10 protein-coding genes are annotated in these 17,408 nt (G+C 75.7%); 7 read left to right on the top strand and 3 right to left on the bottom strand.

Features of this window, described 5'->3' with window-relative positions:
• Positions 1–207: 207 nt before the first annotated feature.
• The 7 genes from ACFZB3_RS29645 to ACFZB3_RS29675 all read left to right on the top strand — a co-directional run bounded on the left by ACFZB3_RS29645 (position 208) and on the right by ACFZB3_RS29675 (position 14,360).
• Positions 208–1,062 carry a DUF4132 domain-containing protein gene (locus ACFZB3_RS29645; protein WP_391380517.1) on the top strand — a complete coding sequence of 285 codons (855 nt, stop codon included), beginning with the start codon at positions 208–210 and terminating at the stop codon, positions 1,060–1,062.
• Positions 1,059–6,011 (top strand): hypothetical protein, encoded by a 4,953-nt coding sequence (locus tag ACFZB3_RS29650; protein ID WP_391380519.1) that lies wholly within the window; start codon positions 1,059–1,061, stop codon positions 6,009–6,011. The genes ACFZB3_RS29645 and ACFZB3_RS29650 overlap by 4 nt, the downstream gene beginning before the upstream one ends.
• Before the next feature lie 46 nt (positions 6,012–6,057).
• Complete coding sequence (locus ACFZB3_RS29655) at positions 6,058–7,221, top strand: AAA family ATPase (RefSeq protein ID WP_391380521.1); 1,164 nt, start codon at positions 6,058–6,060, stop codon at positions 7,219–7,221.
• Between the two features lie 4 nt (positions 7,222–7,225).
• On the top strand, positions 7,226–10,717 hold the full coding sequence (locus ACFZB3_RS29660) for a DUF5682 family protein (protein ID WP_391380523.1): 3,492 nt from the start codon (positions 7,226–7,228) through the stop codon (positions 10,715–10,717).
• Complete coding sequence (locus tag ACFZB3_RS29665) at positions 10,714–12,576, top strand: hypothetical protein (protein ID WP_391380525.1); 1,863 nt, start codon at positions 10,714–10,716, stop codon at positions 12,574–12,576. Before ACFZB3_RS29660 ends, ACFZB3_RS29665 begins: the two co-directional genes overlap by 4 nt.
• Before the next feature lie 196 nt (positions 12,577–12,772).
• On the top strand, positions 12,773–13,633 hold the full coding sequence (locus ACFZB3_RS29670) for a LuxR C-terminal-related transcriptional regulator (protein ID WP_391380528.1): 861 nt from the start codon (positions 12,773–12,775) through the stop codon (positions 13,631–13,633).
• Positions 13,620–14,360: a methyltransferase domain-containing protein gene (locus ACFZB3_RS29675; RefSeq protein WP_391380531.1), complete on the top strand. Its 741-nt coding sequence runs from the start codon at positions 13,620–13,622 to the stop codon at positions 14,358–14,360. The genes ACFZB3_RS29670 and ACFZB3_RS29675 overlap by 14 nt, the downstream gene beginning before the upstream one ends.
• A 21-nt stretch (positions 14,361–14,381) precedes the next feature.
• Here ACFZB3_RS29675 and ACFZB3_RS29680 read toward each other — a convergent pair whose 3' ends face one another.
• The 3 genes from ACFZB3_RS29680 to ACFZB3_RS29690 are packed head-to-tail and all read right to left on the bottom strand — an operon-like array spanning position 14,382 to position 17,403.
• On the bottom strand, positions 14,382–15,545 hold the full coding sequence (locus ACFZB3_RS29680; RefSeq protein WP_391380534.1) for an MFS transporter: 1,164 nt from the start codon (positions 15,543–15,545) through the stop codon (positions 14,382–14,384).
• The gene (locus tag ACFZB3_RS29685; protein WP_391380536.1) at positions 15,545–16,222 is read right to left on the bottom strand and encodes a GNAT family N-acetyltransferase; all 678 of its coding nucleotides are present in this window, start codon (positions 16,220–16,222) and stop codon (positions 15,545–15,547) included. The genes ACFZB3_RS29680 and ACFZB3_RS29685 overlap by 1 nt, the downstream gene beginning before the upstream one ends.
• Positions 16,219–17,403, bottom strand: coding sequence for a type III PLP-dependent enzyme (locus tag ACFZB3_RS29690; RefSeq protein ID WP_391380647.1), 1,185 nt, complete (start codon positions 17,401–17,403; stop codon positions 16,219–16,221). The genes ACFZB3_RS29685 and ACFZB3_RS29690 overlap by 4 nt, the downstream gene beginning before the upstream one ends.
• Positions 17,404–17,408 lie beyond the last annotated feature (5 nt).

The raw sequence follows: 17,408 nt of genomic DNA on the forward strand, positions 1-17,408 counted from the left end.
GCCCCTCCCGCCTGCCTCCTTACGGCCCCGGACCCGGCAACCCCGCCTGCGGACCGGGGCCGTCGCCGTGCCCGCCCGGTCCCGCTGCCGGCCCTCCTGCCCTCGCCGAGCTGCGATTTCCCCAACCGGCACAGACCGCGGCGGGCGTTGTCAGTGGTCTCCCCTACAGTCGCCATCACTTGATCACTGCGGTGCGGGGAGGCACGCATGGGGTGGGTGACGGCCGGGGACTACGAAGTGGCCCTGGACGACGGGAAGGTGGTCTGCCGCAACGCGGCGGGGCGGCGGCTGAAGTCCGTGCCCGCGAAGCTGGCGGACGATCCGGCCGTCCTGGGGCTGCGGCAGCTCGCCGAGTGGCTGGAGCGGCACGAGCGGCAGTGCCTGGCCGACGTGGAGCGGTGGATGACCCGGTCCCTGCCGGTCCCGCTCGCCGTCCTCACGCAGGTCTGGCCGGACCCCGCCTGGCAGGCGGCGCTGCGCGACCTGGTGGTCACCGGCGCCGACGGCGAGGTCGCCGGATTCCTGCGGGACGCCGGCGCCGGACGCGGGCTCGGCCTGGTCGACCTCGACGGCGACACCGTGCGCATCGCCCCCGAACTGGTCCGGCTGCCGCACCCGGTGCTCCTCGAAGACCTGGCGGAGCTGCGGGAGTTCGCCGTCGAACTCGGCGTCGAGCAGAAGGCCCAGCAGCTCTTCCGGGAGGTCTGGCACCGCCCGGCCGCGCCGGACGCGGAGGGCACCCAGATCGAGGAGTACGCGGGCGGGGTCTTCAAGGAGCTGCGGTTCCTGCACGGCAGGGCCACGCAGCTGGGGTACCGCGTGCGCGGCGGGTACGCGGTGTGCTCGGTGCTGGAGGAGGGCCGCGGGGTCGAGGCCCGGGTCTGGATCGGCGACTACGACAGCTACTTCGAGACCGAGACCGGCCCGCTGGCGTGGACCGATCCGGCGGGCCGGACGCTGCGGCTGGGTCAGGTCGGCCCGGTCGCCTGGTCGGAGGGGATGCGGATGGCCGCGGCGCTGTACGCCGGGCGGGACGTCGAGGACGAGGAGCGGGCGGCATGACCGGGTACGACGACACCACCACGACCGCGCTGCTCGACGCCGGCGCGATCCTGCCCCCGGGCACGACCGCGCGGGAGGACGCCGACGTCCTGACCGCACGCACCTACACGCACCCCGCCCTCGACGGCCGCGCGGTGGTGCGGCTGGTGCCGGGCACCCTCGGTGCGGCCGAGGACCTGGCCCTGGAGTTCCTCGGCCTGGGCCGGGAGCCTGAGGCGCCCGAGGTCGGTCAGGTGCGCCGGGAGACCCTGGGCTTCCCGGCCTGGGCGCTGGTGCACGACCCGGCCAACGGCCATCACGCCCTCGCCCTGGTCAAGGACGTCGAGCGGCTGGCCCGGCAGGCCAAGTCCAAGCCGGGCAACGCGAAGGAGGGCTTCGAGGCGCTCGGCGAGCGGCTCGGCCGCGCGGTCCCGCACTTCCTGCCGACCTTCTACGAGCAGGCCGCGCGGATCTTCCTCCAGCACGAGAACACGACCTACGCGGCCGCCTTCTTCGGCAAGGCCCGCGAGGCCGAGCGGGTGCACGCGCTGACCGTGGACGAGGAGCGGCAGCGGGCGGTGTTCCTGGAGTTCGCCTTCGCCGGGGCGCTCACCGTCAAGGCGCTGAAGGAGTACGTGAGGGACCTCGCGCGGCGGCTCGAACCGGCTGTCGCCTGGGCCCAGTTCCGGCAGCTGACGGTGGAGCGCTGCGCGGCCGGCATGCCGCCGTACGCCTCGCTGCCGCAGGACGCGCGCGGGCTGATCAGGGCGGCGGGACTGGACCGGGTCACGGAGGAGTGCGCCCTGGTCGCCGACCTGCTCGCGTCCCCGGCCGCGGTACGGGCGCCCGCCTCCTTCTGGAACGCCTACCGGAGCGTGCTGGCCGTCCTCGCCGAGCGGCGGCCGGAGATCCGGGTACGGCTGCTGGAGATCATGCCCGCCGGCCTCGGCCGGGAGGTGGCGGACGAGGAGTTCTGGCTGGCGCTGCTGGCGGAGTGCGGGGCGGACCTGCTGCTCACCGAGGACGGCCGCGCGGAGGTCGACGCGGCGGACTGGCTCAGCCGGTGGGCCCAGTACCGCAAGCACGGGGCGGGGTACTCGCACCGCTCCCTCGCGACGCTGGCGCTGGTCGAGCGGATGGCGCCCCGGCTGCGGGCGGGCGGCCGGCCGGTCGACCTCTTCACCGGGCGGTGGCAGGCGGGGGCGGACCTCGACCTGCTGGACCTGTGCGTGGCGGAGGGCGTCGCGCTGACGGTACCCGACGCGGACACGCAGGTGCATCTGCCGCTGGCCGTCTGGCTGCGCGACCAGCGGCCCGGAGAGCGGGACCTGAAGGCCGTCGCCGCCGAATCGCGTTACCGGGCCATGCTGTCCGAGGCCGTCGAGGGGCTCGGACGGGGACAGGGACCGGCGGAGCTTCCCAAGGTGGCCGCGCATCCGGTGCTGGGCGTCGTGCTGCGCGAGTGGCTTGAGGAGGCGACCGCGGAGTTCGCCGCCGGCGCCGGACTGCCCGGCGTCGACGCGAAGCTGGAGCGGCTGCGGCCCTTCCGGACGGTGGTGCAGGAGAGCCCGCAGGCCGTGCGCCGGCTCACGGAGTACGACATCGTCCCGGTCCTCGGCCGTACGCTGCGCGCCGGGATCCTGGACGAACTGGGCTGGCCCGCGCTGGACGAGGCGCTGGCGCTGCTCGACGGCGAGGTGCGCAAGGACCGCGACAACACCCTGTCGGTGACCGAGGCATGGCCCGCGCTGATCCTGGTGCGGGGTCACAAGGCGATCGTCGTCGGCCCCGAGGGGATCCTGCTCACCCACGACCTGCGGCTGCCCGCGGAGCTGGACCGCTGGCAGCGGCCCCGGTTCCGGTACGCCGACGGCGAGTTGCTGGTGATGTGGCGGGACGGCTCGAAGCAGCACGGCTACTGGTCGAACCGCCCGTCCGAGGTGGTCCCGCTCGGCGGTGAGCAGATCCCGAGCTGGTGGTCCGGCATGGACGCGGCCAACGCGTCGATCCCGCTGCCCGGCGGCGGCCGGGCCACGGGCGGCCGCACGCTGCACGCGGGGGACACGGTGCTGCCGCCGAGCCGCCCGGTCATCGGCGACGGCACCACGTACTGGCGTCAGGGCAGGCAGGGCCGGCAGTCGCTGTGGCTGGAGTACGACCCGGCGACCGGGGAGCACGGCCGGGCCTCGCTGCCCGCGCTGCTGGCGTCGGCCGTCCGCGAGGACGCCTCGCTGCTGCACGGCTCCTGCGAGGTGCTGCCGCTGCAACCCGGTCTGGAACACAGCCCGTTCGGCACCGACGGCACGGTCCTCGGGCGGTGGGTGCGCACGGAGGGGGAGGGTACCGAGGCGCGGACGACCGCCGGTACGCCGGACGGGCGGACGGCGACCCTGCGGGCGGCCCGCAACGGCCGGGTGCCGGGGGTGCCGCTGGGCGCCCTGCGGCTGCCGGGCGGGGCCGAGCCGGTCGCCGCGCAGATGTACCAGAGCGTCGCCCTGCACGCGGACGACGGCACCGAGCTCGGGCGGGTGTCCTTCGGCGAGTCCGGCGGGGCGTACGCGGCCGGTACCCGGCTGGTGCCGCCGGTCGCGTTCTGGCACGCGCTGCGCCCCCGCGACGAACGGGGGTCGGCCGTACTGCGCGCCCTGACCGACGCGTCGGCCGGTGAGCTGATGCGGGCGACGGCGACCGCGCTGGACGAACGGCGGCAGGCGCTCGCCGCGGCCGGGAAGGACGAAGGGGCCAGGGCCGCGGTGCCGGCCGTGCACGAGGTCACGGTGGCCGCGCTGGCACGGGCGCTGCCCGGAGTGACCGACCGGCGGCTGCTGGCCGGTGTCGCCTCCCTCGTCCATGCGGCGCTGCGGGTCGCCGAGACGGCCGGGTCCCTGGCCAGGCCCCCGCAGGAGCGGCCGCGGCAGCCCCGGCAGCGGACCGAGGGCATGTTCGCCGACTACTCCCCGCCCCACGGCGACGACCGGGCGCTGCGCGACGCCTCGGCCGGGGTCGTGAACCTGCAGAACGCGTGGCACGGCGGCTGGGCCGCGCTGCGCCAGATCCGCGCGGTCAACCACGTGCTGTCCGGCAGGCCCGCCGACGGCAGACCGCTGCCGGAACGCGAGCGGCTCGCCACCGTCGGCGGCGGCTGGCGGAGCGACGAGCACACCGTGCCCACCATCGGCGCGGAATGGACGCCCGTCCTGGGGGCCCTGCGGCCGCTCGCCTACCGCGCCGCCTCACCGGCCCTGACCGATGCCCAGCGCGAGCCGCTGCTCCTGCTGTTCGAGGCGCTGACCGAGGGACCGCTCGCCGGGCTCGGGACCACACTGCGTGTGGCCGTGCTGAGCGAGCCGCACGACGAGCAGCAGCGGGTGGGGCAGGTGCTGCGCCGGGACGGCCGTACCGTGGCGGTGCTCGGCTGCCACAGCGTCGACGACCGGCCGGGCACGGTCGAGTGGCTGGCGCTGGACCACGACCCGTCCGGGGCGTTCGGTGCCGTCGGGCACTTCACGCTGGTCCGGGAGACCCGGTGCGCCATCGGGATCGCGGCGGACCGGCTGGCCGAACTGACCCGGCTGGTCCGGGAGAAGGGGGCCGCGCCCTGGCGGCCCGAGGCCCCCGAGGCGCTGGCGACCGCGACGAACGGCGCGCTCGGCCCGCTCCAGGCCGCCGTGCTGCTGGCCGGTCATCCGGACGCCCCCGATGCCGGGGCACTCGCCGCCGTCGGCCTCAAACCCCGTCAGCGGAGCTTCGGCGCACAGCTGCTGAACTCGCTGGGCCAGGACGAGCAGCGGGCGCTCCTCGGCGTGCTGCTGCCGGACGACCCCGCCGAGCTGTGGACGACCGGCCCCGACACGGGTGCCGCGGTCCGGCTGTGGGCGGAACGCCTCGGTTCCCTGGTGCGCCTGCCGGAGGACCTCAGCACCGATCTCGCCGGCACGGGCGCCGGTCATGCCGAGGCCGTGCTCAACCCCGCGCGCACCCCCTGGCTCGCCCGCACCACGGTGTTCCGGCCCGACAAGGACGGCGACCTCGCGCCCGCCGACCCGTCGGCGGTGCCCGGTTCGTACACGCTGGCCGGAGCCATGGAGAGCCTGGCCGCGCTGGCGTACGTGCTGCCGTACGGGCATCCGCTGCGGGCCGGGCTGCCGGACGGGCTCGGCGCGCTGCGCCGCCGGCTGGCCGACCCCGAGCTGCTGCTCGACCTGGACCTGGAGTGGACGGAGAAGGGCGGCCCGACCAGCGTGCAACTGCGCAAGGTCTTCGGCCTGCCCGAGACCGGCGGCGCCGACGCGCACGGGCTGACGAGGGCCGGTGACGCACTGGTGCTGCGCCCCTGGTACGCGGACACGGAACACGTGCTGCTCCGGCCGGGCGCGCTGAGCGGAGCCGACGACCCCGTCTTCGGGCTCCTGGAGGGCCTGCTCGGCGAGGGGCGGGCGTCCCGGCTGCGGGCCGTGCGCACCCTCCTCGGCGACGACCTCGCCCGGGCCGTGGCGGCACAGGGCCCCGCAGGATACGCCCAGGACCCCACGGTCTCCGTGCCCGCGCTGGTCGCGGAGGTCGCCGCGGCGCACGGTCTCGGCGCGGACGCGGCCGCGCTCTATCTCCAGCTGCTCGCGCTGCCCGACCCGACCGACCGCAACTGCGCGCGCTGGACCGGCTGGAAGCCCGCCCGGATCAAGAAGGCGCGCACCGAGCTGGCGGCGACCGGCCTCGTCGTCGAGGCGAAGCGCCCGCGGGCCGGCCGTACCCTCTTCCTGCCCGGCGGCTGGCGCGAGTTCAGGGCTCCGGCCCTGCCGTCGGAGACCTGGAAGGAAGCCCTCTACCCGGTCTCCGACGGCCACCGGACCCTCCCGCTGGTCCCGGTGCCGGAGCTGTTCGCCCGCGCCTGGGAGCGCGTACGCGCCGGGGACGCCCCCGCGTACGAGCAGCTGACCACACGGGCGACCCGCGGGGGCCGCCGCCGATGACCACGATCCGCACCACCGCCCGAACCGCTCCGAAGGACGACCGCCGATGACCGTCAGCACCGCGCCCCTGCGCCAGATCGTCCCGCCCGAGGACCGGTACGCCACCGAACTGGCCTTCCTCGCCGCCCACGACGCCGGTCCGCGCCCGCCCGCCTGGCGGCTCACACCCCGGGCCGTCGTCACCTTCGTCATGGGCAGCGGCGGCCGGGCGCTGCGGCTGCCCGACGACGCGGAGGCACCGGACGGGGTGCCGCGCCGGCTGGTCGTGGCGGACAAGTTCGTCGGCGACCGGGCCCTCGTCGAGCGCTGTGTGGTGACCCTCGCCGGTGAGCGGGGGCTGCTGCTGGTCGGCGAGCCCGGCACCGCCAAGTCGATGCTGTCCGAGCTGCTGTCGGCCGCGGTGTGCGGCACCAGCGGCCTGGTCGTGCAGGGCACCGCGGGCACGACGGAGGACCAGCTCAAGTACGGCTGGAACTACGCCCTGCTGCTCGCCCAGGGCCCGACCCGCCAGGCGCTCGTGCCCTCGCCGGTCCTCACCGCGATGTCCCGGGGTGCCGTCGCACGCGTGGAGGAGGTCACCCGCTGCCTCCCCGAGGTGCAGGACTCGCTGGTCTCGCTGCTGTCCGAGCGGCGCATCGCGGTGCCCGAACTGGCGGGCACGGACGACGCGTTGGCGCATGCCGCGCCGGGGTTCACCCTCATCGCCACGGCCAACCTGCGGGACAAGGGCGTCTCCGAGATGTCCGCCGCGCTCAAGCGGCGCTTCAACTTCGAGACCGTGGGCCCGATCGCGGACCTCGACGCCGAGACCGCGCTGGTTCGCGGCCAGGCCCGGGCGTCGGTGGAACGGGCGGGGGCGCCCTTCCAGGTCGACGACGCGGTCCTGGAGGCCCTGGTCACCGCGTTCCGCGACCTGCGCGAGGGACGGTCGGCGGAGGGCTGGGAGGTGGAGCGCCCGTCCACGGTGATGAGCACCGCGGAGGCGGTGTCGGTGGCGGGCGCGCTGGCCCTGGCGGCGGCCTACTTCCCCGGGGACCGCGACGTCCTCGGCCTGCTCCCGGGCCATCTGCTCGGCGTCGTGCGCAAGGACGACCCCGCCGACGCGGCCCGGCTGCGCGGCTACTGGGACGGTCCGGTGCGACGGCGCGCGGAACAGGGCTCGGCGACCTGGCGCACGCTGTGGGACCTGCGTACGGTCCTGGAGGCGTGACGCCGTGTCCGACTTCCCCTCCCCCGAGGCGGCCCTGGCCGCTCTCACCGACCCGGCGGGGCCGTACCTGATCGGCGTGCGGCACCACGCGCCCTCGCTGGCCGCCGCCGTCCCTGCCCTGCTGGACACGGCGGACCCGGACGTACTCCTCGTGGAACTGCCCGCGGAGCTGCAGGAGTGGCTGCCGTGGCTGGCCCACGAGGAGACCCGGGCCCCGGTGGCCCTCGCCGCGGCACCGGCCGACGGCAGCGGCGGCCCGGCGTTCTACCCGTTCGCCGACTTCTCCCCGGAACTGGCGGCGGTGCGGTGGGCGGCGCGCAGCGGGGTGCCGGTCGTGGCCTGCGATCTGCCGCTCGCCGATCGGGGCCAGCGGGAAGGGGAGCGTGCCGCACAGGGGCCGGGCCGGCTGTCGGACGCCCTGCGTTCCCGGCTCACCGGGCGGCCGGGCGACGACCTGTGGGACCGGCTGGTGGAGGCCGCCGCACCCGGTTCGGCACCGGAGGCACTGCGGCGGGCGGCCCTGCTGACGGGGTGGGCGCTGCGGGAGGAGTCGGCCGTGCCTGAGGTGGATCTGCGGCGGGAGGAGTGGATGCGTTCCCGGCTGGCCACCGCAACGGCGAACGGCGAGCGAGCAGCTGTGGTGGTCGGCGCCTTCCACACCCCGGCTCTGGCAGCCGACCCGAGGGGCGCTGGGCCGAATTCGATGTCCGGCTACGGCCGCGCGGGCGCGCCGAACCCCCACCTGCCTGCACCCGAATGGACAACCTCCCTCATCCCCTACACCTACGCCCTCCTGGACGAGCGTTCCGGCTACCCGGCCGGCATCCGCGACCCCGAATGGCAGCACATGGTCCTGGCGACAGCGGGAGACCCCAGCGCTCTGGAAGCTGCTCTGACCAGCGCGGCAGTCCGCATCTGCGCCGAACTCCGCGGCCTCGGCCACCCCTCCGGCCCCGCCGACGCCAGAGAGATCACCCGCCTGGCCGGAGACCTCGCCCGCCTCCGCAACCTCCCCGCCGCAGGCCGCGGCGAGCTGGTTGAGGCGGCACAGACCGTGCTGGCACAGGGCGAGCCGTACGGCCGGGGCCGAGCCGTCGCCAGGGCGATGGAGAACGTCCTGGTCGGCACCCGCGTCGGCCGTCCCGCGCCGGAGGCGCCCCGCAGCGGTCTCGCCCCGGCCGTGGAGGCCGAGCTCGGCGAACTCGGCCTGCCCGGTCCCGCTGACGGCGGCCCCGACGCCGCCCGGGACCTGCGGCTCGATCCCCTCCGCTCGGATCTCGACCGGCGCCGCGAACTGCTGCTGCGCCGCCTGACGTTGTGCTCCGTGCCGTACGCCGAGCCCAGGCCGGTGACCGGGACCGGCGGGGCCGACGCCCTCACCTCGCGCTGGGAGGTGCGCTGGACCCCGGCGACCGCCGCGATGCTGACGGCGGCCGGTGTCCGCGGGGTCACCCTCGCCCAGGCGGCCGAGGGCCTGCTGCGCGAGCGGAGCCGCAAGGAACGGGACGCGGGCGGCCCGACGGCCGCGCAGGTGCTCGACGGCCTGAAGCAGGCGGCGCTCTGCGGCCTGCCCGGTCTCGTCGAGGAGCGGCTCGACGACACCGCCGAAGTGCTGCCGGACGCCGGCACCCTGCCCGAACTCCTCGCCGGACTGGCCCTGTTGGACCGGCTGCGGACCGGGCACATCGCCGGCCCGGACGCGGGCGGGGACCGTACCGCCAGGGCCGTCGCCGTCGCCGGACTGCTGACGGCGGCCGCGGTGCGCCAGGTCGACGGCCTGACCGGTTCCGAGGACCCGGCCGACGCCCGCGCCCTGCTCGAACTCGCGCACCGTGCCGACCTGTCGGGCGGAATCCGGCTCACCGACGCGCTGGCCCGGCTGGCCACCGACGGCTCCCCCTTGATGCGGGGCGCCGCCGGGGCCGTTCGCGTCCTGCTCGGCCAGGAGGATCCGGGGGCGTTCGGCGGCCGGGTCGCCTCCTGGGTGGACGGGGCGGCCGACGCCGGGTCCCGGTCCGCGCTCACCGCCCGGCTGACGGGACTGCTGACGGCCGCCGGGCGGCTGCTGGAGGCGGCGGCACCGGCGTTGGAGCCCTTGGTCGAGCGGGTGTCGGAGCTGTCCGACCAGGACTTCCTCGACCGGCTGCCGGCCCTGCGCGGCGGTTTCGACACGCTGAGCCCGGCCGACCGCGAGCGTCTGCTGACCGGGGTCGAGGAGCGGCTCGGCGTCGACCGGGTGGCCGACACCGGAGCGGTCGACCCGGCCGCGCTGGCCACCTGGACCCGCGCCGACCTCACCGCTCGCGAAACCCTGCGCACGCTCGGCCTGCTGCCGCCGCCGCGGGCGCACCGGGAGTCCGCGCCGGCCCACGCCCCGGTGGCCCTGCCGGACCGCCGGCTGGCCCCCGCCGACCGCTGGCGGCTGCTGCTCGGCCGCCGCGCCGATCAACTCCCGAAGTCGGCGGGTGCCCTGGCCACCGCGCTGGACGAGCTGTACGGCCGCGGGCGCGGCGAGGGCAGCCGGAGTGACCTGGGCGGCACGGGCGGCGGGCGCGAGGCCCCGTATCCCGGGGTGCGGGAGTGGTCGGAGGAACTGGCGGCGCTGTTCGGGCCGGGCATCCGGGAGGAGGTGCTGGCGGCGGCCGCCGCGACGGGACGGCAGGACGTGCTGGCCGAGCTGGATCCGGACCGCGTGCGGCCCTCCGTGGACCTGCTCCGCTCGGTGCTGCGGCACGCGGGCGGACTGCCCGAGGCCCGGCTGGCCGCGCTCCGCCCTCTGGTCCGGCGTCTGGTGGACGCGCTGACCCGGGAACTGGCGACGCGGCTGCGCCCCGCGCTGCACGGCACCGCCCTGCCCCGGCCGAGCCGGCGCCCGGGCGGCGGCCTGGACCTGGCGCGTACGCTGCGCGCCAATCTGGCCACCGCCCGCCGGACGGCCGACGGCACGGTCCGGGTGATCCCGGAGCGCCCGGTCTTCCGGACCCGGGCCCGGCGCACCGCCGACTGGCGGCTGATCCTGGTCACGGACGTGTCCGGGTCCATGGAGGCGTCGACGGTCTGGGCGGCGCTGACCGCCTCGGTGCTGGCCGGGGTGCCGACCCTGTCCACGCACTTCCTCGCGTTCTCCACCGAGGTCGTCGACCTCACCGGGCACGTCGACGACCCGCTGTCGCTGCTCCTTGAGGTGAGCGTCGGCGGCGGCACCCATATCGCGGCCGGGCTGCGGCACGCGCGCGAACTGGTGACCGTGCCGTCCCGCACGCTCGTGGTCGTGGTCAGCGACTTCGAGGAGGGCTATCCGGTGGGCGGACTGCTCGCCGAGGTCAGGGCGCTGGTCGGGGCGGGCTGCCAGGTCCTGGGCTGCGCGAGCCTCGACGACTCGGGGCGCCCCCGTTACTCCACCGGAATCGCGGGACAGCTGGTCGCCGCCGGGATGCCGGTCGCCGCCCTCAGCCCGCTCGAACTCGCCCGCTGGGTAGGGGAGAAGATCGCATGAGCACGGAACGGGAGCTGCCCGCCGTCGCCCCCGCCGTGACCGCCGAACTGGTCGCGGCCCTCTCGCCCCGGTTGCGCAGGCGACTGGACGCGGGCATCGCCAAGCTGGCGGACCGGCCGTTCGTACGCGACGGCGACACCGTGCGCGTCACCGTCGACGACGAGGGCTCCGAGCTCGAACTGCACGCCCCCGGGGGCGTGGTGGCCGACGCGGCCGCCATCCGCTGCGGCTGCCTGCTGGCCCCGGACTGCCTACACCGCGCGGCGGCGGCCTCGGCGGCGCCGGTGGCCGACATGGCGGAGGCCGCGGAGACCGCGGAGACCGCGGAGACCGCGGAGAACACTGCGGGAGCTGGGACCACCGGCACCACCGGCACCGCCGGCACCGCCGGCACCGCCAGCACCGCCAGCACCGACGGCACCGACGGCACCGGCTTGCAGGCGACGCCCGCCCCGGGCAGCCGTGTGGCACCCGTCCCCGACGAATCGCCGACGCTCCCCCAACACCGCGCCGCCCACGCCGTCTTCGATGCCGTGGCCGCCGTGCTCGACGCCGGCACGGACGGTTCCGGTGCCGTGCTCCAGGCGGAGTTGCTGCGTGCCGCGCACACCGCGCGGCTCGCGGGTCTGCCCCGGGCGGCCGCGGCGGCGGTCTCCGTGGTCACCGCGTTGCGCGCGGCCCGCGCGGCCGATCCCGCGTTCCGGCTCGCCGAACTCGTCGGCGCCGTGTCGGAGGCCCTGTTCGTGGCGCACCGTGTGCCGTATGCCACGGATGCCGAGCTGACCGGGCTGCGCGGCACGGCGCGGCAGCCGTACACACCGGACGGTTCGCTGCGGCTGTACGGCCTGTTCTCGGAGCCGGTGCTCACCGCGAGCGGCTACGCGGGAGCCGTCACCTGGACCGCCGATGCCGCGGGGCGGCTCTACACGGTCTCGGACGTGGCGCCGGGCGGCGCGGGCCGGGCGGTGGGCGCCGCCGACCGTGCCGTGCGGATCGGGGACACGGCGCTCACGCACCGCGAGTTGGCCCGGGCCGGGCTCGCGGTGTCGGGGGCTACGGTGTCGCCGACCGGCCGGCTGGGGGCGGGCGCGGCGGTACGGGCGGTGCGCGCGTCGGGGGCGGAGTGGCGGGCCGATCCGCTGGACCGGCTGTGGGCGGTGCCCGTGGCCGAGCAGGTCGGGCGTGCCCTGGGCGGCGGCCACGATCTGCTCTTCCTGGAGGTGACGCTGGTGGGCGCGGTGCGCGAGGCGGCCGGCGACTGCCTGCTGGCCGACTGCGGCGGTGTGCCGTTGCGGCTGACGGCGGCGCACGACCATCCGGCGCTCCCGCACCGCGACAACCTGCGGCTGCTGGCCGCAGCCGGGGGCAGCCGACTGCGGGTGGTCGCACGCCTCGCCGCGGCTCCGCACGCCCGCGCCCAACTCCTCGCGACGGAGCACCCCACGAGCGCCGGGAACCGCGTCGACCTGGGGCTGGACCGCCTCCAGCGCGCGGACCTGCCGGCTCCGGCGGCTGCGTCGCCGTCTCCTGCTGCGGCGAGCGACGCGGTGCACACGCCCGACGAGGCGCCCCTGCACCTGCTGCGCCGCCGGATCGAACAGGCGGTTTCGGGCGGGCGACGGGTGCTGGCCTTCCCGGGTGACTCCGCGGCCGACGCCCGCCGACTGCACCGGCACGGTCTGGGCACGGCCGGCGATGTCCTCGACGAGTTGCTCGCCGCGGCCGCGGAACGCTCGCGCGACACCTTCGGCCGTCTCCTTCCGGCGGACACCGGCCGCTTCGCCCGCGCCTGGCTGGCCGCGGAGCGCTACGCGGACGAGATCGACCGGGTGCTGTGCGCGGCCGCCTGGGGCGGGTGACCGGATACGAGGACAACCGGATACGGGGACGATCGGATACGACGACGACCGGATGCGGGCCGCCGCTCCCCCGTGCCGGCGGCCCGCGTGACCGGAGTCGTCCGATCCGGTGCCGGTGCCCGGTTGAAGCATGCGGCACCCGGCCGCCGCCTGGGTATGCGTATAACTGCGTAGGGGCACGAGCGGAGAGGAACACGTGGTACACGGGCTGGACAGGGCCTACGAACGCCTCACCGGACTGGCCGTCGCCGCGCTCAACGAGCGCGAGCCGGAACGGCTCTGGCCGCTGCTGGCCGACGCCGTGACCGGCCTGTGCGGCGGGGAGACGCTGATCTACAAGCTGGACGACTGGAGCGAGGGCAAGGGCACGCTCGGCCTGTCGCCCGCCGCCGCGGACGCGCTGGACCGGCTCGGCGGCGAGGCGCTGGAGGTGCTGCGGTCCGGCTATCCGTTCGCCCACCACTACGCGGCCGGCCTCGGCCGTACCCCGGTGACGGCCCGTCGGCTGGCGGGGCGGGCCTGGCCGGTGAGCGAGACCGCTCGGGTGCTCGGTGCCGGCCTGGACCTGAACGAGGTGCTGGCGCTGCCGCTGCCCGGCTCGGTCGCGCCGATCACGGGCTGCCTGGTCTACCGCTCCGGTGCGGACTTCACCGACGACCACGTGCGGATCGCCGAGCGCGCGCAGCCGCTGCTGGCCGCCGTCGAGCAGCAGCGCCGGCTCCTGGAGCAGTGGCGCCGGTCGTCGGCGGCGCCCGGCGAGGCGGAGCAGAACGTGGCGGACTGTGCGCTGACGCCCCGGGAGCTCACCGTTCTCCTCCTGCTCACCGACGCCCTGACCGCCGACGCGATCGGCCGCCGGCTGGGCATCTCGGCGCGCACGGTGCACAAGCACGTCGAGAACATCTACCGCAAGCTCGGCACCCGCGACCGCCTCGGCACGGTGCTGCACGCCCAGCGGCTGGGGCTGGTTCCGGCGCCCGGCCGGGCGCCGGCCGGGAAATCCCGTGGACAGCGTCGCCGCCCGCCGGGCACAGTGGCCGCCCGTGACGAGCAGTGAGCTGTGGAGCCAGGCCGAGGCCGACCGCTACGACGGCGAGGAGACCGAGATGTCCTCGGCCGCGGTGCTGGGCCCCACCCTCGACTTCCTCGCGGAACTCGCCGGAGACGGGCGGGCGTTGGAGTTCGCCATCGGCACGGGCCGGGTCGGTGTGCCGCTCCGGGAGCGCGGGGTGCCGGTGGCGGGCATCGAGTTCTCCGAGCACATGGTGGCGATCCTGCGGCGGAAGGCCGGCGAGGAGACCCTGCCGGTCGTGGTCGGGGACATGGCCACCGCCACCGTGCCCGGCGAGTTCGCCCTGGTCTACCTCGTCTACAACACGATCTCGAACCTGCTCACCCAGGACGAGCAGGTCGAGTGCTTCCGCAACGCGGCCCGGCATCTGCGGCCCGGCGGCCGGTTCGTGATCGAGCTGGGGGTGCCGCCGCTGCGGCTGCTGCCGCCCGGCCAGGTCGCGGTGCCCTTCGACGTGTCCGCGGGGCATCTCGGCTTCGACACCTTCGACCTGGTCGAGCAGATCCTCGTCTCGCACCACCTCACCCGCGACGGCGAGGACGGCCGCTACCGGCGGGGCGCCTCCCGGCACCGGTACGCGTGGCCCGCGGAGCTGGACCTGATGGCCCGGATCGCGGGCCTCGCGCTGGAGCGCCGGGTGGCCGACTGGGACGGCTCGCCGTTCACCCAGGACGCCACGAAGCACGTCTCGGTGTGGCGCAGACCCGAGTGACCACCCCGGCCGGGCCGCCGGTCAGCCGCTCACCGGGGTCCACTGGATCCGCGTGCTGCACAGGGAGACCACGACGGCCGCCGCGGCGACGACTCCGAGGCCCCACACCAGGCTGCTCGAACTCGCCACGAATCCGATGAGCGGTGGCCCGGCCAGCAGGCCCGTCGTGCCCATGGCCGCGACGAGGGCCAGCGCCTCCGAACCCTGTTTGGCCGCGGCGACGTAGACGCACGGGGTCACCGCCGCACAGCCCAGTCCGACACAGGCGAACCCGACGAGCGCCGCCGCCACTCCCCCGCTCAGCAGGGCGAAGGCCAGCCCGGCGGCGGCGAGGGCGCTGCCGAACAGCACCACGCGGCCGTCGCCCCAGCGGCTGCGCCAGCCGTCCGCGAAGAGGCGGGCCAGGACCATCATGCCGGAGAACACGGCGATGCCCATCGGCGCCAACTCCGCGGTCGCCTTGGCGACTTCTCGCAGGTAGAGGGCGGACCAGTCGTTCATGGCACCCTCGGTCACCGTGCCGAACGCCATGGCGCAGCACATCCAGAGCGTCACCCGGGACGGCAGGCTCCACCCTGCCCGGCTCCTGCTCTGCTTCTCCGCCGCGGGAGCCTCGTCCTCAAGCAGACCGGGGCGCGCGAGAGCGGTCAGCACGACGAGGACGACGGCGGCCACGCCGAAGTGCGCCGTGACCGAGGAGGTGGCCGCGTTCATGCCGGAGGCGAGCAGCGCGGCGAGCAGGGAGCCGGCGCTGAACGTCGCGTGCAGCCGGGCCATGGTGTTGCGGCTGTACCGGGTCTCCAGGGCCGTTCCCTGCGCGTTCATGGCCACGTTCAGGCACCCGACGAACACCCCGTCGGCCACCATGACCAGCAGGGCGACCGGATAGTCCGGGGCGAGCGCGAGTGCCAGGAGCAGCAGGGTCAGGCAGAGGGCCGACAGCAGCGCCAGCCGTGCCGAGCCCAGCCGCTTCATGAGCACCGGCACCAGCGGGAACGACGCCACCGCGCCGATCCCGGCCGCCATCAGCAGCACCCCCACCTCGGCCGCGGTCAGATCGAGGTCCGCCTTGACGGCGGGGATCCTGGAGGCCCAGGTGGCGTACTGGAAGCCGAGCGAGCAGAACAGTGCGGCGATCGCCAACTGGCTGCGCTGGAAGGGGTCACGGACAGGGAACACGCACATCAACTCGCTTCGTAGGCACGGCCGCCGCCTTGGACGTGGCGGTCTCGGACATGCACGCCCCGGTCGTACAGGCCCGGGTCCTGCACGCCTGGGTCCTGCACGCCTCGGTCCTGTTGGTCCTGCACGCCTGGGTCCTGTTGGTCCTGCACGCCTGAGTCCTGCATGTCCGGGGCATGCGGGCGGGACATGTAGACGGCGTTCGCGCCGTATCCGCCCGGGGAGATCCCCGGGTACGCGGTGAACCCTCGCTTCGACCAGAACGGCTCGCTGCGGCCGACGGCGACCAGCGAGATCCGTTCGAACCCGCGTGCGCCCGCGGTGCGGGTGAGGTGGGTCAGGAGGCGCTGCCCCAGTCCCCTGCCGCGCTGCCGCTCCGCCACGACGATGTCGTGCAGGTGCAGGTTGCGCGGCGGGTCCGGGGCGACGACCGCGGGCTCCTCCGCCCGTTCCAGGTCCGGGTATCTGAACGGCGGATACGGCAGTGCCAGCACGTATCCGGCGGGCTCGGAGCCGACGTCGAGGACGAAGCAGGTCTCCGGAGAGGCGTCCGCCCTGGCGCGCAGGACCGCGCGCCCCTCCGTGAGGCCGAGTTCCGTATAGGCCCGGGACTCCATCGCGGTGATGGCGTCCCAGTCGGCGTCGGCGATGTGGCGTATGCGTACGCCGTCGCCGCTCACCGGTGTCCTCCGTCGACGCAGGTGTACGGGAGCGGGGCGAAGCCGTTGAAGCCCTGGGTCGTGTAACTGATCGCGTAGGCACCGCTGGAGAGCACCCAGACGGGGTCGCCGGAGGCCAGGTCCCGGGGGACGCGGACGAGGGCGTGCCCCTGGGGGTAGGCGTCGTCGCTGTCGCAGCTGGGCCCGGCCAGGACGGCGGGGACGTACTCGGTCCCGGCCTCCGGACGGGTGGGGAAGACGAGCGGGTACTGCAGCGCGTCCATCTCGTAGAGGCCGTTGAACTTGCCGCAGCTCAGGTAGAGCCAGTGCTGCCGCTCGCCGTCCGGTCCGCGCCGTTCGGACAGGCGGGCCACGTGGGCGCGGATGGCCCCGTGGTCGGCGACGAGGTGCCGCCCCGGCTCCATGACGAACGAGAGGTGCTCGCCGTGGACCTTCCTGAGGTGGCGCATCCCCTCCCGGACGACGGCGAAGATCTTGTCCAGCGGCGGTTCCAGGGGCAGGCCGTGCCGGTCGAGGTAGCCCAGGGCCGGCAGCCCGCCGCCGAGGTTGACGTGGTCCAGGACGATGCCGCGCCGCCCCAGGACGGCGAGGACGTCCGCCAGGCACTCGACGGCGCTGTGCCAGGCGTCGGCCGTCATCTGCTGGGAGCCGACGTGCACGGACAGACCGGAGGGTGTCAGCCCCAGTTCCCGGGCCGTCTCCAGGATCCGCACCGCGTCCGCGGGCGAGCAGCCGAACTTGTTGCTCAGTCCCCACAGCGCGCCGTCGCCGCTCGTCGCCAGCCGGCAGAACACGCGGGCTCCCGGGGCGTGGGCCGCGATGGCCGCCAGGTCCTCGGCGCTGTCGGTCGCGAAGTCCCGGACGCCGAGCCGGTGCGCCTCGGCGATGTCCCGGTCGGACTTGACGGTGTTGCCGTAGTGCGTCCTGCCGACCGGCACGCCCGCGCGCAGCGCCTGCTCCAGTTCGCCGGGGCTGGCCCCGTCGACCCCCGCGCCCTCGCCCGCCAGGCAGCCGAGCACCTCGTCCACCGGGCAGGACTTGAGGGCGAACCGGACGTCGATGCCGGGCAGTTCACGCCGAAGGGTGGCGTAGCCGCGCCGGATCCCGGCCAGGTCGAAGAAGATCCCGTCCTCGGTGGCGTCCGCCAGTGCGGCGAGCAGGGGCGCGGAGGCGTGGGCCATGGCCG

The organism is Streptomyces sp. NPDC008092 (genome assembly GCF_042957285.1).
Lineage (GTDB): Bacteria > Actinomycetota > Actinomycetes > Streptomycetales > Streptomycetaceae > Streptomyces.